The sequence below is a fragment of the Piscinibacter gummiphilus genome, assembly GCF_032681285.1.
GTDB classification, from domain to species: Bacteria; Pseudomonadota; Gammaproteobacteria; order Burkholderiales; family Burkholderiaceae_C; genus Rhizobacter; species Rhizobacter gummiphilus_A.
Genome location: NZ_CP136336.1, coordinates 1,851,695 through 1,871,607 on the forward strand (window position 1 = coordinate 1,851,695; position 19,913 = coordinate 1,871,607).

Consider the following 19,913-nt stretch of genomic DNA (forward strand, 5'->3'; position numbering starts at 1 on the left):
AACCGACGGGCCGCAGCAACCGCCCCGGGGGAGGAGGTTGCTGCGCCACGGTCGTTGCGTCAGATCAGCGGCGTGTTGTTGTCGGCGTCCGGCAGCAGGCGGTTGTCGATCGCCCCGGTCGAAGCGGCAGGTGCCGCGGCGGCCGGTGCGGCAGCCGTGCTGCCCGGCAACACCTCGCTCGGCGCGCTGGCGAGCAGCTCGTCAAGCTTCGGTGCGTCCTTCGAGAACCACACGTCGGCCATGTCGTGCGTGCTGCCGTCGGCCTTGCTGTAGCTGGACGTGATGCCCAGGAGGTTGCCGTTGTCGACCGCGGTGCCGGTCACGCCGTGCAGGTCGAGCGACACGATGCCGAAGTCAGCCAGGCCGTGCAACTCGCCGGCGTCGGTCTTGCCGTCGGAGTTGGCGTCGACCCAGACACGCAGCTTGTCGAAGTTGGCGTCGCTCGCGTTGAGCACGCCGTCTCCGTTGCTGTCTTCCAGCTTCATGGCCTCGTAACCGTTGCCGGCGCGGGTGCCATCGGCGCGCTTCGTGGCCACACCGAAGAGTTCGGTGCCGTCATTGATCGAGCCGTCGCCGTTGCGGTCCATCGCGAGCAGGCCGTCGGTGGCGGAAGCCCAGCCCACGCGGTTGGCCGTGTTGCCCGTGCCGTTCAGGTCGAAGTGGACACCGTTGGCCGCAGCCAGGGTGCTCACGCCGTTGCCGTCGAGGTCGAGCACGATCGGCGAGGCCGCGAAGAACGCGTCGAGCTGCGCCGCCGACATCTGGCCGATGTCATCGGTGGCGAAGGCCGCGACTTGCGTCATGTCCATCGCTGCGATGTCCTGCGTCTGCAGGCCGGCGACCTGGTCGGTGGTCAGGGCCACGATCTGGTCGGTCGTCAGCGCCGTGATCTGCGCCGTGGTGAAGGCGGAGATCTGCGCGTTGGTCAGCGCGGCGAAGGCGTCGGTGCTGATCGCGGCGATCTGGTCGCTGTCGAGCGCCTGGATGCCTGCCGTGGTGATCGAACGGATGTCGTTCGTCTCCAGGGCGTTCATCTGCTCGGTCGTCAACGCATGGATCTGGGCCGTGCTGAGCACCATGAACTGCGAGGTGCTCAGTGCGTTCAGGTCGTCGGTGTCGAGGCCGGCGATCTGCTGCGTGGTCAGCTGGTTGACCATGCCGCCGAGCTGCTGCATCTGCGTCGAGGTCAGCGCGCCGAGCTGCTCATCGGTCAGCGAGCGCAGCGAGGCGACCGTCAGGGCGCGGATGTCCTGCGTGTCGAGCGACGGGATCTGGTCGCTCGTCAGGCCGGCCACCTGGTCGGTGGTGAGCGCGGCGTAGTGCGCCGTGCTCATCGCCACCAGGTCCTCGGTGGTCATGGTGCCGATCTGCGCGGAGCTCAGGGCATGCACCTGGGCCGTCGTCATCGCGGCGAACTGGTCGCTGGTGAAGGCGTTGAGGTCGTTGCTGTTGAGCGCACCGATCTGCTGCGTGGCGAGCGTGGACACCTGTTGCGTCGTCAGGGCCCCGATCTGGTCGGAGTTGAGCGCCGCGAACTGGTCGCTGCCGAGTGCACGCAGGCCAGCCGAGGAGATCGCACGCAGGTCGTTGGTTTCGAGCGCGGCGAGCTGGTCGGTCGAGAGCGCATGCACCTGGTCGGAGTTCATCGCCGCGAACTGGGCGGAGCCGAGTGCGTTGAGCTTGTCCGTGGTCAGGGCATTGATCTGCTGCGTGGTGAACGCACCGACCTGGGCGGTGGTGAGCGCACCGAGCTGGTCGCTCGTCAGGGCGTTGAGCTGGTCAGACTTGAACGACTGGATCGACGCGGTGCCGATGGCGCGCAGGTCGTTGGTTTCCAGCGCGACCATGTGGTCGGTGCTGAAGGCCCCGAGCTGGGCGCTCGTCAGGCGGCCGACCTGGGCGGTCGACAGCGCGGCGACGTCGGCCGTCTCCATCGTGGAGATCTGCGCGGTCGTCAGCGCCACGATCTGCGCCGTGCTCAGGCGCGAGATCTGGTCGGTGTTGAACGCGTTCAGGTCATCGCTGTTGAGCGTGTGGATCTGGTCGGTCGTGAGCGACATCACCTGCGTGCTGGTGAGCGCGCCGATGTGGTCGGAGCTGAGCGCTGCCAGCTGGTCGCTGCCGAGGGCGCGCAGGCCGGCGGTGCTGAGGGCACGCAGGTCGTTCGTCTCGAGGGCACCGAGCTGGTCGCTGTTGAGACCCACCACCTGGGCGCTCGAGAGCGTCGCGAAGTGCTGGGTGCCCAGAGCGTTCAGGTCCTCGGTGGTCATCGTGCCGAGCTGCGCCGAGGTCAGAGCCGAGGTCTGGGCCGTCGTGAGGGCGCCGATCTGGTCGCTGCTCAGCGCGCCGAGCTGGTCGCTGTTCAGGCCACGGATGGTGTTGCTCGAGATGGCACGGAGGTCGTTGGTCTCGATGGCACCGATGTGGTCGCTGTTGAAGGCACCGATCTGGGCGCTCGACAGGTTGGCCACTTGCGCAGTGGTCAGGGCCACGACGTCAGCCGTCTCCATGGTGGAGATCTGGCTGGTCGACAGGGCACCGATCTGCGTGGTCGTCAGACGCGGGATCTGGTCGCTGGTCAGCGCGTTCAGGTCGTCGCTGTTGAGGCTCTGGACCTGCTGCGTCGTGAGCGACACCACCTGGGCCGAGGTGAGGGCACCGATGTGATCCGAGTTCAGCGCGGCCAGTTGGTCGCTGCCGAGCGCGCGGATCGCCGCGCTGCTCAGGGCACGCAGGTCGTTGGTCTGCAGACCGCCGAGCTGGTCGCTGTTGAGGCCCACCACCTGGGCGCTCGAGAGCGTGGCGAAGTGCTGGGTGCCGAGGGCGTTGAGGTCCTCAGTGGTCATCGAGCCGAGCTGAGCCGAGGTCAGTGCGGCCGACTGAGCGGTCGTCAATGCGCCGATCTGGTCGCTGTTGAGGGCGGCCAGCTGGTCGCTGTTGAGGCCACGGATCGTGTTGCTCGAGATCGCACGCAGGTCGTTGGTCTCGATGGCGCCGATGTGGTCGCTGTTGAAGGCGCCGATCTGGGCGCTCGTCAGGTTGGCGACCTGGGCGGTGCTCAGGGCGACGACGTCAGCCGTTTCCATGGTGGAGATCTGGCTGGTCGACAGGGCCCCGATCTGCGTGGTGGTCAGGCGCGGGATCTGGTCGCTGGTGAGCGCGTTCAGGTCATCGCTGTTGAGGCTGCGGATCTGCTGCGTGGTCAGCGACACGACTTGCGCCGAGGTCAGCGCGCCGATGTGGTCGGACGTGAGGGCGGCCAGCTGGTCGCTGCCGAGTGCACGGATCGCGGCGCTGCTCAGGGCACGCAGGTCGTTGGTCTGCAGGCCGCCGAGCTGGTCGCTGTTGAGGCCCACCACCTGGCTGCTCGAGAGCGTCGCGAAGTGCTGGGTACCCAGGGCGTTCAGGTCCTCGGTGGTCATCGTGCCGAGCTGAGCCGAGGTCAGTGCGGCAGTCTGGGCGGTGGTCAGGGCACCGATCTGGTCGCTGTTGAGGGCGGCCAGCTGGTCGCTGTTGAGACCACGGATGGTGTTGGTCGAGATCGCACGCAGGTCGTTGGTCTCGATGGCACCGATGTGGTCGCTGTTGAAGGCACCGATCTGGGCGCTCGACAGGTTGGCCACTTGCGCGGTGGTCAGGGCCACCACGTCGGCGGTCGCCATGGTGGAGATCTGGCTGGTCGACAGGGCGCCGATCTGCGTGGTCGTCAGGCGCGGGATCTGGTCGCTCGTCAGCGCATTCAGGTCATCGCTGTTGAGGCTCTGGACCTGCTGCGTCGTGAGCGACACCACCTGGGCCGAGGTGAGGGCGCCGATGTGGTCGGAGTTCAGCGCGGCGAGCTGGTCGCTGCCGAGCGCGCGGATCGCGGCGCTGCTCAGGGCACGCAGGTCGTTGGTCTGCAGACCGCCGAGCTGGTCGCTGGTCAGGCCGGCGACTTGCACGCTGGTGAGCGTGGCGAAGTGCTGGGTGCCCAGGGCGTTCAGGTCCTCGGTGGTCATCGTGCCGATCTGCGCCGAGGTCAGCGCAGCCGACTGTGCAGTGGTCAGCGCGCCGATCTGGTCGCTGTTGAGGGCGGCCAGCTGGTCGCTGTTGAGACCGCGGATGGTGTTGGTCGAGATCGCACGCAGGTCGTTGGTTTCGATCGCACCGATGTGGTCGCTGTTGAAGGCACCGATCTGGGCGCTCGTCAGGTTGGCGACCTGGGCGGTGCTCAGGGCCACGACGTCAGCCGTCTCCATGGTGGAGATCTGGGCGGTCGACAGGGCGCCGATCTGCGTGGTCGTCAGACGCGGGATCTGGTCGCTGGTGAGGGCGTTCAGGTCGTCGCTGTTGAGGCTCTGGATCTGCTGGGTGGTCAGCGAGACGACCTGGGCCGAGGTGAGGGCGCCGATGTGGTCGGAGGTCAGGGCGGCGAGCTGGTCGCTGCTCAGCGCACGGATCGCGGCGCTGCTCAGGGCGCGCAGGTCGTTGGTCTGCAGGCCGCCGAGCTGGTCACTGGTCAGGCCGGCGACTTGCACGCTGGTGAGCGTGGCGAAGTGCTGGGTGCCCAGGGCGTTCAGGTCTTCGGTGGCGAGCCAGCCGAGTTGCTGCGAGTTCATCGCAACGGTCTGCGCGGTGGTCAGCGCACCCATCTGGTCGGTGCTGAGGGCGATCAGCTGGTCGCTGGTCAGGCCCTGCATCGACAGGGTGGCGATGGCACGCAGGTCGTTGGTTTCGATGGCACCGATGTGGTCGGTGTTGAACGCGCCGACTTGCGAGCTTGCCAGGCGGTTGACCTGGGCGGTGCTCAGGGCCACGACGTCGGCCGTCTCCATGGTGGAGATCTGGGCCGTGGTCAGGGCGCCGATCTGGGCGGTCGTCAGGCGCGGGATCTGGTCGCTGGTCAGTGCATTCAGGTCATCGCTGTTGAGGCTCTGGACCTGCTGCGTGGTGAGCGAGACGATCTGCGCCGAGGTCAGCGCGCCGATGTGGTCGGAGTTCAGCGCGGCGAGCTGGTCGCTGCCGAGTGCGCGCACGGCGTTGCTGCCGAGGGCACGCAGGTCGTTGGTCTCGAGTGCGCCGAGCTGGTCGCTGTTGAGGCCCACCACCTGGGCGCTCGAGAGCGTCGCGAAGTGCTGGGTGCCCAGGGCGTTGAGGTCGTTGGTGGCCAGGGTGGCGATCTGCTGCGAGGTGAGGGCCGAGGTCTGGGCCGTCGTGAGTGCGCCGATCTGGTCGCTATTGAGCGCGCCGAGCTGGTCGCTGTTCAGGCCACGGATGGTGTTGCTCGAGATCGCACGGAGGTCGTTGGTCTCGATGGCACCGATGTGGTCGCTGTTGAAGGCGCCGATCTGGTCGCTCGTGAGGTTGGCCACTTGCGCGGTGGTCAGGGCCACGACGTCGGCCGTCTCCATGGTGGAGATCTGGCTGGTCGACAAGGCGCCGATCTGCGTGGTCGTCAGACGCGGGATCTGGTCGCTGGTGAGCGCGTTCAGGTCGTCGCTGTTGAGGCTGCGGATCTGCTGCGTGGTGAGCGACACGACTTGCGCCGAGGTCAGCGCGCCAACGTGATCGGACGTGAGGGCCGCGAGCTGGTCGCTGCCGAGCGCACGGATCGCGCCGCTGCTCAGGGCGCGCAGGTCGTTGGTCTGCAGGCCGCCGAGCTGGTCGCTGTTGAGGCCGGCGACTTGCACGCTGGTGAGCGTGGCGAAGTTCTGGGTGCCCAGGGCGTTCAGGTCCTCGGTGGTCATCGAGCCGAGCTGAGCCGAGGTCAGGGCGGCGGTCTGGGCGGTGGTCAGGGCGCCGATCTGGTCGCTGTTGAGGGCGGCCAGCTGGTCGCTGTTCAAGCCACGGATCGTGTTGCTCGAGATCGCACGGAGGTCGTTGGTCTCGATGGCGCCGATGTGGTCGCTGTTGAAGGCGCCGATCTGGGCGCTCGACAGGCTGGCCACTTGTGCGGTGGTCAAGGCCACCACGTCGGCGGTCGCCATGGTGGAGATCTGGCTCGTCGACAGGGCGCCGATCTGCGTGGTCGTCAGACGCGGGATCTGGTCGCTGGTGAGGGCGTTCAGGTCATCGCTGTTGAGGCTGCGGATCTGGTCGGTCGTCAGCGAGACCACTTGCGCCGAGGTCAGGGCACCGATGTGGTCGGAGTTCAGCGCCGCCAGCTGATCGCTGTCGAGCGCACGGATCGCCGCGCTGCTCAGGGCACGCAGGTCGTTCGTCTCCAGGGCGCCGAGCTGGTCGCTGTTGAAGCCGGCGACCTGGGCGCTCGAGAGCGTCGCGAAGTGCTGGGTGCCCAGGGCATTCAGGTCGTTGGAGGCCAGGCCGGCGATCTGCTGCGAGGTCAGGGCAGAGGTCTGGGCCGTCGTGAGCGCGCCCATCTGGTCGCTGTTGAGCGCGCCAAGCTGGTCGCTGTTCAGGCCACGGATGGTCGCGGTCGAGATCGCCCGCAGGTCGTTGGTCTCGATGGCGCCGATGTGGTCGCTGTTGAAGGCACCGATCTGGTCGCTGCTCAGGCGGGCGACTTGCGCGGTGGTCAGGGCCACGACGTCAGCCGTCTCCATGGTGGAGATCTGGGCGGTCGAGAGGGCGCCGATCTGCGTGGTCGTCAGACGCGGGATCTGGTCGCTGGTGAGGGCGTTCAGGTCGTCGCTGTTGAGGCCTTGAACCTGCTGCGTCGTGAGCGAGACGACCTGGGCCGAGGTGAGGGCACCGATGTGATCCGAGTTCAGGGCGGCCAGTTGGTCGCTGCCAAGTGCGCGGATCGCGGCGCTGCTCAGGGCGCGCAGGTCATTGGTCTGCAGGCCGCCGAGCTGGTCGCTGTTGAGGCCCACCACCTGGGCGCTGGACAGGCCCGCGAAGTGCTGGGTGCCCAGGGCGTTCAGGTCCTCGGTGGTCATCGAGCCAAGCTGCGCCGAGGTGAGAGCGGCCGTCTGGGCGGTGGTGAGGGCGCCGATCTGGTCGCTGTTGAGGGCGGCCAGCTGGTCGCTGTTCAAGCCACGGATGGTGTTGCTCGAGATCGCGCGGAGGTCGTTGGTCTCGATGGCGCCGATGTGGTCGCTGTTGAAGGCGCCGATCTGGGCGCTCGTCAGGTTGGCGACCTGGGCGGTGCTCAGGGCCACGACGTCAGCCGTCTCCATGGTGGAGATCTGGCTGGTCGAAAGGGCACCGATCTGCGTGGTCGTCAGACGGGGGATCTGGTCGCTGGTCAGCGCGTTCAGGTCGTCGCTGTTGAGGCTCTGAACCTGTTGGGTGGTCAGCGAGACGACCTGTGCCGAGGTGAGGGCGCCGATGTGGTCGGAGGTCAGGGCGGCCAGTTGGTCGCTGCCGAGCGCGCGGATCGCGGCGCTGCTCAGGGCACGCAGGTCATTGGTCTGCAGGCCGCCGAGCTGGTCGCTGTTGAGGCCCACCACTTGGGCGCTGGACAAGCCGGCGAAGTGGTGCGTGCCGAGGGCGTTCAAGTCCTCGGTGGTCATCGTGCCGAGCTGCGCCGAGGTGAGCGCGGCGGTCTGGGCGGTGGTGAGCGAGCCGATCTGGTCGCTGTTCAGCGCACCGAGCTGGTCGCTGTTGAGACCGCGGATGGTGTTGGTCGAGATCGCACGCAGGTCGTTGGTCTCGATGGCACCGATTTGGTCGCTGTTGAAGGCGCCGATCTGGGCGCTCGTCAGGTTGGCCACTTGCGCGGTGCTCAGCGCCACGACGTCGGCCGTCTGCATCGTCGAGATCTGGTCGGTCGTCAGGGCGCCGATCTGGGCCGTGGTCAGGCGCGGGATCTGGTCGCTGGTGAGCGCATTCAGGTCATCGCTGTTGAGGCTGCGGATCTGGTCGGTGGTGAGCGACACCACTTGCGCCGAGGTCAGGGCACCGATGTGGTCGGAGTTCAGTGCGGCCAGCTGATCGCTGTTGAGCGCGCGGATGCCGGCGGTCGTGAGGGCGCGCAGGTCGTTGGTTTCGAGCGCACCGAGCTGATCGCTGTTGAGCGCGGCGACCTGCTGCGTCGACAGGGTCGCAAAGTGCTGCGTGCCCAGGGCGTTCAGGTCCTCGGTGGTCATGGTCGAGACCTGGGTGCTCGTCAGGTTGGCCACCTGCAAGGTGGTCAGGCCCTGCACCTGGTCGCTGCCGAGCGCATTGAGCTGGTCGCTGTCGAGCGCACGCATCACCTGCGTGGTCATCGCGCGCAGGTCCTGCGTCTGGAACGCGATCATGTGGCTGCTGCTCAAGCCGGGGACACCCGCCGTCGAGATCGCCGCAATCTGCGCCGTCGTCAGCGCCGCAATCTGGTCGCTGTTGAACGCTGCCCAGTCTTCGGTCGTCAGACCGGCGATCGTCCTGCTCGATAGGCCGGAGATCTGTGCGGTGCTGAGGGCTGCGATGATGGTGGCCATGTGGATTCCTTGTTCGGTTGTCCGTCTGCGACTTGGAGCTGGGCGTTTGGGCCTGCTGTTGTCCTGTTAGGGCGGGATTGCGGTCACGTCTCTCGGAAGATCGGAGACCAGGGCATTCGGTTGAATGCGATGCCCACAGAACCTCGTTCCCTTCCCATTCCGTCGGAATATCGGTGGCCTGGGACTTGGACTTAAGGTGGATTTGCGGCACTTCGGCCGCGTTGTTCCCCATGCACGGCCGTGCTCGCAGCTGCGGCTGCGACATTCGTCACGAATTCGAGCGAGGACGAAAAAAAGGGCCTCGCCGCTGCCGGCGAGGCCCTTGTTCGTTGGCGCTCTCTATATGGAGCAGCGCGAGCGGTCAGCCGTGGTGGGCCGCGAACTCCTTCATGTAGTCGGCCAGCGCCTGCACGCCCTCGATGGGCATGGCGTTGTAGATCGAGGCGCGGATGCCGCCCACCGAGCTGTGGCCCTTCAACTGCACCATCCCTCGCTCCTTGGCGCCCTGGAGGAAGGCAGTCGTGAGCTCTTCAGTGGGCAAGGTGAAGGGCACGTTCATCAGCGAACGGTCGCTGCGCGCCACCGGGCTCGTGTAGAAGGGCGTGGCATCGAGCAGGTCGTACAGCAGCGCGGCCTTCTTGCGGTTGTGCGCTTCCATCGCGGCGAGGCCACCTTGTTTCTTCAGCCACTGGTACACCAGGCCCGCGATGTAGATCGCGTAGGTGGGTGGCGTGTTGAGCATGGAGTCGTTGTCGGCCTGCTGCTTGAAGTCGAAGGCATTGGGTGTGATGGGGAGCGCACGGCCGAGCAGGTCGTCGCGGACGAGCACGAGGGTCATGCCCGAGGGGCCCATGTTCTTCTGCGCGCCGGCGAAGATGAGGCCGTAGCGGCTCACGTCGATGGGGCGCGAGAGGATGTCGGAGGACATGTCGGCCACGAGCGGCACGCTGCCGGTGTCGGGCACCCAGTGGTATTGCACGCCGCCGATGGTCTCGTTGCTGCAGATGTGCACGTAGGCGGCGTCGGGGTCGAGCTTCCAGGTGTCGCGCGGCGGAATGCAGGTGTAGTGCTGCGGCTCGCTGGTGGCCACCTCGTTGGCCTTCGCATACTTCTTCGCTTCCTTCAGCGACTTGCTGGCCCAGGAGCCGGTGTTGACGACGTCGATGCTCTTCTTGTTGCCGAGCAGGTTCATGGGGATGATGCCGTTCATGCCGACACCGCCGCCTTGCAGGAAGAGGATCTTGTAGTTGCTCGGGAGGTTCAGCAGCTCGGCAAGGTCGGCCTTGGCCTGGGCCAGGATCGACATGAACTCCTTGCCGCGGTGGCTCATCTCCATCACCGACATGCCCGAGCCATGCCAGTCGAGCATCTCGTCGGCGGCCTGGCGGAGCACGGATTCGGGGAGGACGGCGGGGCCGGCGCTGAAGTTGTAGGCGCGAGTCATGTCTTCGAATGCTTTCTGGGGGGCTGGATAGCTTAGCTGATGGTGTTCAACGTGCTGCGATACAGATTCTGAGGTTTTGCGGGGGCACAGACGACGGAGCGGCACATCGGGCCTGGGGTGAGGGGCTCCGTTCATGTCCCTCCTCGATGAACGCTCCCGCGTTCATCGATTCCTTCCTTTACTTCACTGCGCCCCTCACCCCAGGCCCGATGTGCGAGAGACGCACTGCCCCATCGTGAAAGGGCTGGGTGGTGCTGGCGCGGGGAGTGGGGGTGTCGCACGGAGCGAAGTAAAGGAGGAGACGAAGGCCGCGGGAGCGGGCTTCGTCGGGGGACATGAGCGGAGTGCGACACCCCCACTCCCCGCGCTCGCTCAGAACCCAACCCGCCCTGTTAGATTCCAAGCCCATGAGCGACATGAGCTTCTTTTGGCACGACTACGAAACCTTCGGTCGTGTGCCGCGCCGCGACCGGCCTTCCCAGTTTGCCGGTGTGCGCACCGACGCCGACCTGAACGAGATCGGCGAGCCGGTGATGGTCTATTGCAAGCCCACGCCAGACTACCTGCCCGACCCCGAGTCGTGCCTGCTCACGGGCATCCTGCCGCAGGTGTGCCTGGCCGAAGGCCTGCCCGAGCATGCGTTTGCCGACCTGATCGAGAAGCAGCTGGCGACGCCCGGCACCATCGGCGTGGGCTACAACTCGATCCGCTTCGACGACGAGGTGACGCGCCACCTCTTCTGGCGCAACCTCATCGACCCCTATGCCCGCGAGTGGCAGAACGAATGCGGGCGGTGGGACCTGCTCGATGTGGTGCGCATCACCTGGGCGCTGCGGCCCGAGGGCATCGAGTGGCCGAAGCACGACGACGGTCGGCCCTCGTTCAAGCTCGAGCACCTCACCAAGGCGAATGGCTTGCTGCACGAAGCGGCGCACGATGCGCTCTCCGACGTGCGCGCCACGATTGCGGTGGCCAGGTTGATCAAGACGCGCCAGCCCAAGCTCTGGGACTTCTGCCTGCGCCTGCGCCGCAAAGACGAAGTGATCCGCGAGATGGGCGTGGGCAAGCCCTTTCTGCACGTCTCGGGCATGTACGGTGTGGAGCGTGGTTGCATGGCGCTCGTGTGGCCGCTCGCGCCCCACCCGACCAACAAGAACGAAGTCATCGTGTGGGACCTGGCGTCGGACCCGACCGAACTCTTCGAGCTCGATGTCGAGACCATGCGCCAGCGCATGTTCAGCCGCAGCGACGACCTCCCCGAAGGCGTGGCGCGGCTGCCGATCAAGACCATCCACATCAACAAGTCGCCCATCGTGGTGGGCAACCTCAAGACGCTGAGCGACGCCGCCGCGGCGAAGTGGGGCGTGGACATCGCGCTCGGCCTGCGCCACGCCGAGCTGTGTGCGCAGAAGGGCCAGTTGCTTGCCGGCATGTGGCCCGCGGTGTTCGAGCGGCCCGCGCCCGAAGGCAAGCCCGATGTCGATGAAGACCTCTACGGCGGCTTCGTCGGCAACGACGACCGCCGCACGCTGCAGCGCCTGCGCGGCCTGACGCCCGAGCAGCTGGCCGAGAAGCGCCCGGCGTTTGCCGACAAGCGGCTCGACGAGATCCTCTTCCGCTACCGGGCGCGCAACTTCCCGCACACCCTGACCGAGGCCGAGCAAGCGCAATGGCAGGAGCACTGCGCGCACAAGCTGCACGACGGCGCGGGCGGGGCGCTCACACTCGAAGCCTTCTTCGAGCGCATCGACCAGCTCGAGCCTGAGGCCGACGAGCGCGGCCAGGAGATCCTGGGCGCACTGGTGGACTACGCGACCGAGATCGCGCCCGAGCGCGCTTGACCCTGACGGAGGTCTCTCATGCGGCGACACATTCCCCTGACCCTCGGCCTCGCGCTGGCGATCACTCTCGCCGGCTGCGGCAGTGTGCAGAACGTGCCCATCCGCGACCGCGACTCACCCGCTGGCAGCGTGCGCGCCACCTTCCATGGCAAGACGGGCGCGCGGCCTTCGGGGCCCGGCATCGAGGTGGGCTACGAGCACTACACCGCGAAAGACGCGCAGACGCTCGCGTTGGGCGAATCGGTCGTGCTCGACAACGCCAGCTTCGTCGGCCCGCAAACCTTGCAGCACAAGGCGCAGATGCAGTACGGCTACGTGGCCTACAACCACCGGCTGCGCTTTGGCGAGCATTTCGAGCTGGAGCCCTTCGTCGGCGTGGCGCGTGTGCATTTCAAGCTGCGCACCACGCCCGGCAGCGGCAGCACGGTCACGAGCTTGAGCGACCGGCGCACCGGCGCCATCGGCGGCGTGACGCCGCGCTGGCGCTTCAACGACTGGCTGGCGGTGGAAGGGCGTCTGAGCTACCTCAACGCGTCGGCCTGGGCCTCGGGGGCGACCTACGAAGCGGCGGTGGTCTTCAGCCCGGCGCCGCAGGTGGCCTTGCGGTTCGGGTATTCCGACCGGCGCCACGAGATCGAGCCGGTGTTGTCGGGCGCGGTGTCGGAGGTGACCGTGCGCGCGCGCGGGCCGATGGCCACGCTGCAGTTCGACTTCTGAACGACGGCCTTTCGGCAGGCTTGTACCGAACGGCTCAGTTGAGCCCAACCGCGGGTATTCCATATCTGCACGTGCGTGCATAAATCTCAACATCCGCGTCCATCCCGCTGAATCCACGGCGAGGACGCTTGTTGAGGAGACACCATGCACAAGACCCGAGCCCTGCGGCCGCTGCTGAGCGCGCTCGCGCTGGCTGCCCTGTCATCCGCCACCTTCGCCGGCAGTGCCGACCCGGCGTCTGCCCCGCCCGAGCTGCCGACTGATCGGCTGATCGTCAAATACCGCAGCGAGGCGAGCAGCACCGTGCTGGCCCGCGCAAAAGACGCTGCCACCCGCCGTGGCCACCGCCTGGAGCTGCTGCGCCGCGGCGGCCTGGGCACGCACGTGATGCGGCTCGAGCGACACCTGCCGCTCGCCGACATGCGCCAACTCGCTCGCGAGATCGCCGCGACCGATGCCAACGTCGAATACGCCGAGCCCGACCGCATCCTGCAGGCGATGGCCACGCCCAACGACACGCAGTACGGCCAGCAATGGCACTACTACGAAGCACGCGGCGGCATCAACCTGCCGGCCGCATGGGACCTCACCAACGGCAGCGGCGTGACCGTCGCCGTCATCGACACCGGCTACCGCCCGCACGCCGACCTGGCCGCCAACATCGTGGGCGGCTACGACATGATCAAGGACACCGGCGGCAGCAACGACGGCAACGCCCGCGACACCGACGCCCGCGACCCCGGCGACTACGCCACCTACGGCCAGTGCGGCCTCTTCTCGCCCTCGCACAACAGCAGCTGGCATGGCACGCACGTGGCGGGCACCATCGCTGCCGTCACCAACAACGGCAACGGCGTCTCGGGCATCGCCTACGGTGCGAAGGTCGTGCCGGTGCGAGTGCTCGGCGCTTGCGGCGGCTACACCTCCGACATCGCCGACGGCATCATCTGGGCCTCGGGCGGCAGCGTCTCGGGTTCGCCGGCCAACCCCAACCCGGCACGCGTGATCAACATGTCGCTTGGCGGCAGCGGCTCGTGCGACAGCACCTCGCAGAATGCGATCAACTCGGCGCGCAGCCGGGGCACGGTGGTGGTGGTGGCGGCGGGCAACAGCAATGCCAACGCCTCGGGCTTCTCGCCCGCGAGCTGCTCGGGCGTGATCGCGGTCGCCGCGACCAACCGCAACGGCGGTCGGGCCTCGTATTCGAACTACGGCGCGATCGTGTCGGTGGCCGCGCCGGGGGGCGACACCGCCTCGGGTTCGGCCAACGGCATCCTCTCGACGCTCAACAGCGGCACCCGCGGACCGGGCAACGACAACTACGCGTACTACCAGGGCACCTCGATGGCCGCGCCGCACGTGGCGGGCGTGGCGGCGCTGGTGCTGTCGCGCAACCCCTCGCTCACACCTGACCAGGTGGCCTCGATCCTCAAGAGCACGGCGCGGGCGTTCCCGGCCACCTGCTCGCAGTGCGGCACCGGCATCGTCGACGCCTATGCGGCGGTGGTGGCGGCCGGGGGTGGCACCACGCCGCCGCCCACCAACACGGTGGCCGAGATTGAGTCGAACAACACCGGCTCGACCGCGCAACTGGTGCGCGAGGGCTACACCGTCACTGGCTCGATTTCCAGCAGCAGTGACGTCGACTACTACCGCGTGAACATCAACCCCGGCAGCACGCTCGGCGTGCGCCTCACGCCGGTGAGCACGGCGAACTACGACGTCTACATCTACAACAGTGCCGGTACGCAGCTGGCCAGCAGCACCCTCGGCACCGGCCAAGTCGACAGCACCTCGGTGCGCAACAACGGCACGACCGTGGCGACCTATTACGTGCGCGTGCGCTACGTGAGCGGCACCACTGGCTCGGGTGGCACGTATTCGCTGGCGCTCGACTGATTGCTTTCAGTCAGCGCCAACAAAAAGGCCCGCGGTGTGAGCCGCGGGCCTTTTGCCATTCAGCGCTGAACGATCAGACCGTCGTCACCGTCTTCGCCGTCTCGACGTACTCGTCGATCTGGTTGAAGTTGAGGTAGCGGTACACGCTCGCCTTGTCGGCGTCGATGATGCCCATCTCTTTCAGGTACTCGGCAGGCGAGGGCAGCTTGCCCAGGCGCGAGGCGATGGCGGCCAGCTCGGCCGAGCCGAGGAACACGTTGGTGTTCTTGCCCAGGCGGTTGGGAAAGTTGCGGGTCGAGGTGGAGATCACCGTCGCACCTTCACGCACCTGCGCCTGGTTGCCCATGCACAGCGAGCAGCCCGGCATCTCGGTGCGCGCACCGGCGGTGCCGAAGGCGGCGTAGTGGCCTTCCTTGATCAGCTCGTCCTGGTCCATCTTGGTCGGCGGGGCGACCCACAGCTTGACCGGGATGTCGCGCTGGCCGCCGAGCAGCTTGGCCGCGGCACGGAAGTGGCCGATGTTGGTCATGCACGAGCCGATGAAGGCTTCGTCGATCTTGGTGCCTTGCACTTCCGACAGGAACTTGGCGTCGTCCGGGTCGTTCGGGCAGCAGACGATCGGCTCCTTGATGTCGGCCAGGTCGATCTCGATGATGGCGGCGTACTCGGCGTCCTTGTCGGCTTCGAGCAGCTGCGGGTTGGCGAGCCAGGCTTCGACCTTCTCGATGCGGCGCTGCAGGGTGCGGGCGTCGGCATAACCGTTGGCGATCATGTTCTTCATCAGAACCACGTTCGACTTCAGGTACTCGGCGACCGGCTCCTTGTTGAGCTTGATCGTGCAACCGGCGGCCGAGCGCTCGGCGGAGGCGTCGGAGAGCTCGAATGCTTGCTCGACCTTCAGGTCGGGCAGGCCTTCGATCTCGAGCACGCGGCCCGAGAAGATGTTCTTCTTGCCGGCCTTGGCAACCGTCAGCAGGCCTTGCTTGATCGCGTAGAGCGGGATGGCATGCACGAGGTCACGCAGGGTGACGCCCGGCTGCAGGGTGCCCTTGAAGCGCACCAGCACCGATTCGGGCATGTCGAGCGGCATCACGCCGGTGGCCGCGGCGAAGGCCACGAGGCCCGAGCCGGCGGGGAAGGAGATGCCGATCGGGAAGCGGGTGTGCGAGTCGCCGCCGGTGCCCACGGTGTCGGGCAGCAGCAGGCGGTTGAGCCAGCTGTGGATCACGCCGTCGCCCGGGCGCAGGGCCACGCCGCCACGGTTGCTGATGAAGGCCGGCAGCTCGCGGTGCATCTTCACGTCGACCGGCTTCGGGTAGGCCGCGGTGTGGCAGAAGGACTGCATCACCATGTCGGCACTGAAGCCGAGGCAGGCGAGGTCTTTCAGCTCGTCGCGGGTCATCGGGCCGGTGGTGTCTTGCGAGCCAACGGTGGTCATCTTGGGCTCGCAATACGTACCGGGGCGCACGCCCTGGCCTTCGGGCAGGCCGCAGGCGCGGCCGACCATCTTCTGCGCGAGCGTGAAGCCCTTGGTGCTGGCGGCAGGCGCCGTCGGCAGGCGGAACACGGTGGAGGCGGGCAGGCCGAGGAACTCGCGCGCGTTGGCGGTCAGCGAGCGGCCGATGATGAGGTTGATGCGGCCGCCGGCGCGCACTTCGTCGAGCAGCACGTCGCTCTTGAGCGCGAAGGTGGCGACCGTGGCGCCGTTCTTCTCGAGCTTGCCGTCATACGGGTAGACGTCGATCACGTCGCCCATCTCGAGCTTCGACACGTCGACCTCGATCGGCAGCGCGCCGGAGTCTTCTTGCGTGTTGAAGAAGATCGGGGCGATCTTGCCGCCGAGGGTGACGCCACCGAAGCGCTTGTTCGGCACGAAGGGGATGTCTTCGCCCGTGGCCCAGATCACCGAGTTGGTGGCCGACTTGCGCGAAGAGCCGGTGCCGACCACGTCGCCCACGTAGGCCACGAGGTTGCCCTTCTTCTTCAGGTCTTCGATGAACTGCATCGGGCCGCGCTTGCCGTCTTCCTCGGGCTTGAAGGCCGCATCGGGGCGGGTGTTCTTCAGCATCGCGAGGTAGTGCAGCGGGATGTCGGGGCGGCTCCACGCATCGGGAGCCGGCGACAGGTCGTCGGTGTTGGTCTCGCCGGGCACCTTGAAGACGGTGACGGTGATCTTCTTCGCGACTTCGGGGCGCGAGGTGAACCACTCGGCGTTGGCCCACGACTGGATGACTTCCTTCGCCTTGGCGTTGCCAGCCTTTGCCTTGGTGGCGACATCGTTGAAGAAGTCGAACATCAGCAGCGTCTTCTTCAGCGCATCGGCGGCGACAGACGCGACGTCAGCGTGGTCGAGCAGGTCAACCAGCGGCTGCACGTTGTAGCCGCCGACCATGGTGCCGAGCAGCTCGGTGGCCTTGGCCTTGGAGATGAGCGCGACCGTCACGTCGCCATGGGCGACGGCGGAGAGGAAGGAGGCCTTGACCTTGGCCGCGTCGTCCACGCCCGGAGGCACGCGGTGGGTCAAGAGGTCCAGCAGGAATTCGCCTTCGCCGGCCGGGGGGGCCTTGAGCAGCTCGATGACCTCGGCCGTCTGCTGGGCGGTCAGGGGCAGCGGCGGAATGCCGAGCGCGGCGCGGTCAGCAACATGTTGGCGATAGGCTTGAAGCATGGAGTTCTCCGGGTGGTGCAAAGCAAGGGAAAGGGGAAGCAAGATTCCTGCGCGCGGGGCGAACAGGAACTTGCCATGCGGTCATGTGGTTTGCGTGCGCACCCGGAGAAGCTCGTCGAATCACGACTTCGACGCCTCCATGGCGGCACGCTGCTTCTCGTGCACACAAGCGTCGACCAGGCGCTGGCCGATCTTGGTGTCCATCAGCATCGACTTGTTGGCGATCTGCAGCAGGAGCGTGCGGCCCTTGACGTCTTCCAGGCGCAGCGCGCCGGTGGACGAGACGCTGGGCTTCATGGTCCAGGTGTCCTTCTTGAACTTGACGTCGACGTAGCCCGGGTACTTGGCATTCATCGAGACGTCGATGGTCTGCTTGAAGTCGCATTCGTAGACGCCGAAGTGCGTGCGCTCGGCGGCTTCGAGCTGGGCCTGGTCGGCCGGGGGCAGCGGCTTCTCTGCCGGAGCGGCCTTTTTCGCAGCGGGCTTGGCGGCCGTCTGGGCCATGGCGGCGCCGCCAGCGAGGGCGAAAGAAACGGCAACGGCAAGTGCGATGCGAGAGGTCATGGATTCACTCCTGGGGTTGAGGGAGCACGAATTGTGAAGGGCCGCTCACATCGGCTTCCCAGGGCGGAATCCCTGATTGAAACAATTTGCAGGGCTGCATCGCGACGCGTCGCGCACCTGCGGTGCGCGCTGCCTCCGGCTGGTGCGGAAGGCAGCGCAAACGCGGTTCGGGTCGGCGTGTCTGAAGTCACGAACGCGGCATGTGCCGCCGCCCCACGGACGCCACCTGCCGTGCTAGCGCCGCGCGTGAGCGGCGCTGTCTCGCTGAAACATTTGTTCGCCAACCCGGCGAGCGCAGGTGTGAAGGAGTTCACGCCGCCGCTCCCGGGGTGTCAGCAAAAAACACCTCTTCGACCTGCGCCGGCAAGGCTTGGCCGGTCTGCCGTGCACGCTCCAGCACATGCCAGAAGTAGCGGAAGCTCGCGCGGTCGTGCAGGGTCTGGTGGTGGCTGATAGGGGCCCAGTCGGCGGCCTGCGCGGCCATCAGGATCTCGATGGCCTGGTCGGTCTCGGCAACCGTGGGCGCGAAGCTTTCGACGATGGGCAGGATCTGGTCGGGGTGGATGCTCCACATGCGCAAGTAGCCAAGTTGGCGCGAAGCCTTCTTGGCGGCGTCGCGCAGCAGGTCGAGCTTCTTGAACTCGGTGACGACGCAGTGCGACGGGGTCTTGTTGTACGCGTGGCAGGCAGCCGAGATCTCGAGCTTGGCGCGCAGCACCAGCGGGTGCTCGAACTGGCCCTGTGCGCTCATCCCCGCCTGGGGGATGGCGCCGCGGTGGGCCGAGACGAAGTCCATCAACCCGAACGACAGGGAGTCGATGCGCGGATGCGCGGCGATGCGCTGCACGTCGCGCAGGCCGCCGTGGGTTTCGATCAGCACGTGCACCGGCAGCAGGCGCTTGTGGCCGTGTTCGACCATCGCGCGGTCGATCGCGGCGACGGCCGTCTGGGCCTGATCGAAGCTTTCGATCTTGGGCACCATCAGGTAGGCCAGCTGCGAGCCCGCGCGCTTGACGAGGGTGGCCACGTCGGCGTCGAAGCTCGGGTGATCGACCGGGTGCACGCGTGCGCCCACGCGCCCGTGCAGGTTGAGCGCCGAGCTTGCCATCTCGGCGACGAGCTGCGCATGCTCGGCCTCGCCACCCACCGGGGCACCGTCTTCGCAATCGAGCGTGACGTCGAAGATCGGGCCGAGTTCGGCCTGCAGCTGCAGGCTCTTTCGCATGCGCGCCTCGACACCGCAATAGTGGTCGCAGACGGGCAGCACCGGCGCGCTTTCATGCGCGTCGAAGAGTGCGAGGCGGGGATGGAGGGCCATTCAGGTCAGGGCGAAAAAAAGGCCAGCAGCGTGATGCACCGGCCTTTGTTCTCTGCGCGTCGGGCGATCAGAGCAGGTGCTTCACGCCGTCCTGCTCTTCCTGCAGTTCCTTGAGCGTCAGGTTGATGCGCTCCTGGCTGAAGGCGTCGATCGGCAGGCCTTCGACGATCTTGTACTTGCCGTTCTCGGTGGTGACCGGGTAGCCGAACATCACGTCCTTCGGGATGCCGTATTCGCCGTTCGACGGGATGCCCATCGTGACCCACTTGCCGTTGGTGCCCAGGGCCCAGTCGCGCATGTGGTCGATGGCGGCGTTGGCAGCCGAAGCAGCCGACGACAGGCCGCGGGCTTCGATGATGGCGGCGCCGCGCTTGCCGACGGTGGGCAGGAAGGTGTCCTTGTTCCACACGTCGTCGTTGATCATCTCCTTGACCGACTTGCCGTCGATGGTGGCGAAGCGGTAGTCGGCGTACATCGTCGGCGAGTGGTTGCCCCACACGGCCAGCTTCTCGATCGACGAGACCGGCTTGCCGGTCTTGGCGGCGATCTGCGAGGCGGCGCGGTTGTGGTCGAGGCGCAGCATGGCGGTGAAGTTCTCACGCGGCAGGCTGGGGGCGCTCTTCATCGCGATGTAGGCATTGGTGTTGGCGGGGTTGCCAACGACCAGCACCTTGACGTTGCGCGAAGCCACCTTGTCGAGAGCCTTGCCCTGGGCAGTGAAGATCTGGGCGTTGGCAGCGAGCAGGTCTTTGCGCTCCATGCCGGGGCCGCGGGGGCGGGCGCCGACGAGCAGGGCGTAGTCGGTGTCCTTGAAGGCGGTCATCGCGTCGCCGTGGGCTTCCATGCCGGCCAGCAGCGGGAAGGCGCAGTCGTCGAGTTCCATCATCACGCCCTTGAGCGCCTTCTGGGCCTTCTCGTCGGGGATCTCCAGCAGTTGCAGGATGACCGGCTGGTCCTTGCCCAGCATCTCGCCCGAGGCGATACGGAACAGCAGGGCATAGCCGATCTGGCCAGCAGCGCCGGTGACGGCAACACGGACGGGTTTCTTGCTCATGGAAGGCTCCGGAAGGTTCAGGGGAATGGTGGGAATTCGGGCCGC

Annotated in this window: 9 protein-coding genes; 3 read left to right on the top strand and 6 right to left on the bottom strand. The window is 67.0% G+C overall.

From position 1 onward, the window contains the following. Positions 1 to 59 precede the first annotated feature (59 nt). Complete coding sequence (locus RXV79_RS08835) at positions 60 to 8,363, bottom strand: hypothetical protein (protein ID WP_316703060.1); 8,304 nt, start codon at positions 8,361 to 8,363, stop codon at positions 60 to 62. Positions 8,364 to 8,724: 361 nt separating this feature from the next. Further along, a complete protein-coding gene (gene serC, locus RXV79_RS08840) occupies positions 8,725 to 9,807 on the bottom strand; it encodes a 3-phosphoserine/phosphohydroxythreonine transaminase (RefSeq protein ID WP_316703061.1) in 1,083 nt (360 codons plus the stop codon). Between the two features lie 407 nt (positions 9,808 to 10,214). On the opposite strand from serC, the gene sbcB reads away from it, so the two are divergent. From sbcB to RXV79_RS08855, 3 genes are all read left to right on the top strand, one after another. Then, a complete protein-coding gene (gene sbcB / locus RXV79_RS08845) occupies positions 10,215 to 11,648 on the top strand; it encodes an exodeoxyribonuclease I (protein WP_316703062.1) in 1,434 nt (477 codons plus the stop codon). Between the two features lie 18 nt (positions 11,649 to 11,666). After that, positions 11,667 to 12,365, top strand: a complete 699-nt coding sequence (locus RXV79_RS08850; protein ID WP_316703063.1) for a porin family protein — start codon at positions 11,667 to 11,669, stop codon at positions 12,363 to 12,365. Between the two features lie 144 nt (positions 12,366 to 12,509). Beyond that, positions 12,510 to 14,264, top strand: coding sequence for a S8 family serine peptidase (locus RXV79_RS08855; RefSeq protein ID WP_316703064.1), 1,755 nt, complete (start codon positions 12,510 to 12,512; stop codon positions 14,262 to 14,264). 73 nt (positions 14,265 to 14,337) lie between these two features. Here the strand turns inward: RXV79_RS08855 and acnB are convergent, their stop codons facing one another. The 4 genes from acnB to RXV79_RS08875 all read right to left on the bottom strand — a co-directional run bounded on the left by acnB (position 14,338) and on the right by RXV79_RS08875 (position 19,868). Beyond that, positions 14,338 to 16,932, bottom strand: a complete 2,595-nt coding sequence (gene acnB / locus RXV79_RS08860; protein WP_316703065.1) for a bifunctional aconitate hydratase 2/2-methylisocitrate dehydratase — start codon at positions 16,930 to 16,932, stop codon at positions 14,338 to 14,340. Positions 16,933 to 17,052: 120 nt separating this feature from the next. After that, positions 17,053 to 17,496, bottom strand: coding sequence for a hypothetical protein (locus RXV79_RS08865; protein ID WP_316703066.1), 444 nt, complete (start codon positions 17,494 to 17,496; stop codon positions 17,053 to 17,055). A 310-nt stretch (positions 17,497 to 17,806) separates the two neighbouring features. Beyond that, complete coding sequence (locus tag RXV79_RS08870) at positions 17,807 to 18,814, bottom strand: HpcH/HpaI aldolase/citrate lyase family protein (protein WP_316703067.1); 1,008 nt, start codon at positions 18,812 to 18,814, stop codon at positions 17,807 to 17,809. A 67-nt stretch (positions 18,815 to 18,881) separates the two neighbouring features. Further along, entirely contained in the window at positions 18,882 to 19,868 is a 987-nt protein-coding gene (locus RXV79_RS08875) for a malate dehydrogenase (RefSeq protein WP_316703068.1), read from the bottom strand. Between the last annotated feature and the right edge of the window lie 45 nt (positions 19,869 to 19,913).

Bases quoted from the DNA above. Each gene is read 5' to 3' on its own strand.
- RXV79_RS08835 (WP_316703060.1), bottom strand. From the start codon at position 8,363: ATGGCCACCATCATCGCAGCCCTCAGCACCGCACAGATCTCCGGCCTA.
- serC (WP_316703061.1), bottom strand. From the start codon at position 9,807: ATGACTCGCGCCTACAACTTCAGCGCCGGCCCCGCCGTCCTCCCCGAA.
- sbcB (WP_316703062.1), top strand. From the start codon at position 10,215: ATGAGCGACATGAGCTTCTTTTGGCACGACTACGAAACCTTCGGTCGT.
- RXV79_RS08850 (WP_316703063.1), top strand. From the start codon at position 11,667: ATGCGGCGACACATTCCCCTGACCCTCGGCCTCGCGCTGGCGATCACT.
- RXV79_RS08855 (WP_316703064.1), top strand. From the start codon at position 12,510: ATGCACAAGACCCGAGCCCTGCGGCCGCTGCTGAGCGCGCTCGCGCTG.
- acnB (WP_316703065.1), bottom strand. From the start codon at position 16,932: ATGCTTCAAGCCTATCGCCAACATGTTGCTGACCGCGCCGCGCTCGGC.
- RXV79_RS08865 (WP_316703066.1), bottom strand. From the start codon at position 17,496: ATGACCTCTCGCATCGCACTTGCCGTTGCCGTTTCTTTCGCCCTCGCT.
- RXV79_RS08870 (WP_316703067.1), bottom strand. From the start codon at position 18,814: ATGGCCCTCCATCCCCGCCTCGCACTCTTCGACGCGCATGAAAGCGCG.
- RXV79_RS08875 (WP_316703068.1), bottom strand. From the start codon at position 19,868: ATGAGCAAGAAACCCGTCCGTGTTGCCGTCACCGGCGCTGCTGGCCAG.